This window comes from Alteromonas sp. MmMcT2-5 (assembly GCF_022348315.1).
GTDB classification, from domain to species: Bacteria; Pseudomonadota; Gammaproteobacteria; order Enterobacterales; family Alteromonadaceae; genus Alteromonas; species Alteromonas macleodii.
On sequence record NZ_JAKRFB010000127.1, the window covers coordinates 1 to 2,199 of the forward strand.

2 protein-coding genes and 1 pseudogene are annotated in these 2,199 nt (G+C 46.0%); all 3 read right to left on the minus strand.

What is annotated here, in order from left to right; translation table 11 throughout:
• Window positions 1-101: 101 nt before the first annotated feature.
• A pseudogene (locus tag MHN09_RS21230) lies at window positions 102-1,387 on the minus strand (IS66 family transposase); the annotation flags it as partial.
• 86 nt (window positions 1,388-1,473) lie between these two features.
• The gene (tnpB, locus tag MHN09_RS21235; RefSeq protein ID WP_187448105.1) at window positions 1,474-1,824 is read right to left on the minus strand and encodes an IS66 family insertion sequence element accessory protein TnpB; all 351 of its coding nucleotides are present in this window, start codon (window positions 1,822-1,824) and stop codon (window positions 1,474-1,476) included.
• On the minus strand, window positions 1,821-2,141 hold the full coding sequence (locus MHN09_RS21240; protein ID WP_187448106.1) for an IS66 family insertion sequence element accessory protein TnpB: 321 nt from the start codon (window positions 2,139-2,141) through the stop codon (window positions 1,821-1,823). Before MHN09_RS21240 ends, tnpB begins: the two co-directional genes overlap by 4 nt.
• Window positions 2,142-2,199 lie beyond the last annotated feature (58 nt).

Sequence of the window (2,199 nt, forward strand, 5' to 3'; positions counted from 1 at the left end):
CAACTTAGAGCGACTTCATACCGCTAATGGTGATCTGTCGCCAATAGAATATGAGCAAAGTTCCTTAAGAAAAGTGTCCTGATTTAGTTGCGCAGAACAGTCATCGCATACTCGAACACATTGAGGTCGTTAGCTTTAGCGGTTTCGATGATACTGTAGAGCATTGCGCTGGCGTTTGCGCCCGTGGCGGTTTGACTAAATAGCCAGTTTTTTCTGCCTATCACGAACGGTTTAATCGCGCGCTCAGCGCGATTATTATCAATCTTTAGTTGGCCGTCGAGTGTATAACGTACAAGCTTTTCCCATTGGTTCAAGCAGTATTGTATCGCTTCACCTAATTTGGTTTTCGGTAGCACTTGTTGAACTGATTTCATTAGCCATGCGTGAAGCTGATTGAGCAACGGCAGGCTCTTTTCTTGTCTGGTAAGGTAGCGCACTTCGACCGTTTTATCGTTTAGCTGCGTTTCGATGCGGTAGAGCTTTTGGATGTGATTGAGTGCCCAATCTGCTTTTCCGCTGCCTTTCTTACCCGCACCTTTTTTGGCTTCCATGAACTTACGACGTGCATGTGCCCAGCAACCGATAAGGGTCGCTTGCGTTTGCTCGTAGCCTTGATAGCCGTCTACTTGCAGGTAGTCGTTATAGCCATTAAGGAAGTCGACTGCGCATTGCCCGGCGCGACTATTGTGATAATCGTACAACACGATATTGGATGTCGCTGTATCGGGGATATTATCGCTAGGTAAGTCAGCGCCACTGGCGTATAGCCACATATAACTATTCACTTTCTCAGACTCAACAACTTTAAGCGTGGTTTCATCCGCTGCGATAACAGGCTGCTTTAACAGATGTTGATGAAGCTGCTCGTAAAGCGGTTTAAACAACTCAGCGCAGCGGATTATCCAGTCCGCCATCGTCTTACGGCTTAATTCAATACCGTGCTGTTTGAACATCGCTTCTTGTCGATAAAGCGGTAACCCATACTGATATTTGCTGGTGATGATTTGACTTAACAAGCTTGGCGTTGCGTAGTCTCCGACGTATCTTCACCAATGCGATGTAATTCGCCCGAACAACAGCCACAGATTTTTTCTTCGTCACTAATATCGTGAACAATAACTTCGCGAGGCAGGTCTTGAGGCAATGGTTTACGTGTCGGCTTTTTACGAGTGTAGCTAATCGCTTCTTCAGCTGTTTCAGTTTCAACAACCAGCTCTTCCGCTTCATTGAACAACTCACCTTGCCCTGGGTGGCCTTCGGTACTTTTTCCGAACTGCTTGTGCTGGGCAACACGGAACTGTTCTTCTAAATAGGCAATCCGCGCGCTCTTCTCTTCAAGAAGCGCTTCAAGTTCAGCGATGCGGGATTGGTATTCTTTCTCGTTCATACCGCTATTATCCCGTATTAAGCTGCTGATTACCTTACATTATTAAGACTATTTCGTGATCGTTAATCGCTACTTATGATCACAGGTTATAAGCCGGATGCGTTGTAATGCAACGGTTGATGCCCTATGACATCGTAGCCCGATAACAGCCATTGTAGCTGTTGTTCACTCATATGCATCTGTTTTAAGTTCGCATCGACAGGCCATTTAAAACGATGCTTCTCGAGTTGCTTGTACCAGAGTGCGAAGCCCGTTTTATCCCAATAGAGTATTTTGACCTTATCGCGCTTTTTGTTGCAGAAGACGAACAGTGCATCGCGAAACGGATTCAGGTTCATATCCTGCTCAACGACGACAATTAAGCCATTAATCGATTTGCGGAAGTCGACGACATCCATGTACAGGTAAATGTCGGCAGGCTCAACGAACATCTTCATTCGCTTAATGCCTTCATCACAGCGGCAACCCAGTGAGGGTTAATATTGGTTGGCACGCTCAATTGAACCTCTCCGAGTTGCAGGAGAAGTTCGCCACCCATTTCCTCGGTGTAGGATTCAACCTTCGTGACTTCACGCTTCACCTGAACAAACTTGCTACTTGTTCGTTGAAGCCGGATATCGCGACGTCGGGTATAGTAAGTTTGAACGTTAATCTGTTGCTGACGACAAAACTCTACCGCAGTGAGTCCGCTTTGCTTTTGCTGCTCGAATAAGTTGAGCCAGTCTTGCACTTCTCTTCGTTGATATTGCGGCATGGTCATTCTCCTTAACAAAAAGAGAACACCATGCCGTAGCTAATTTATGAATTGAATG

Bases quoted from the DNA above. Each gene is read 5' to 3' on its own strand.
- MHN09_RS21240 (WP_187448106.1), bottom strand. From the start codon at position 2,141: ATGCCGCAATATCAACGAAGAGAAGTGCAAGACTGGCTCAACTTATTC.
- tnpB (WP_187448105.1), bottom strand. From the start codon at position 1,824: ATGAAGATGTTCGTTGAGCCTGCCGACATTTACCTGTACATGGATGTC.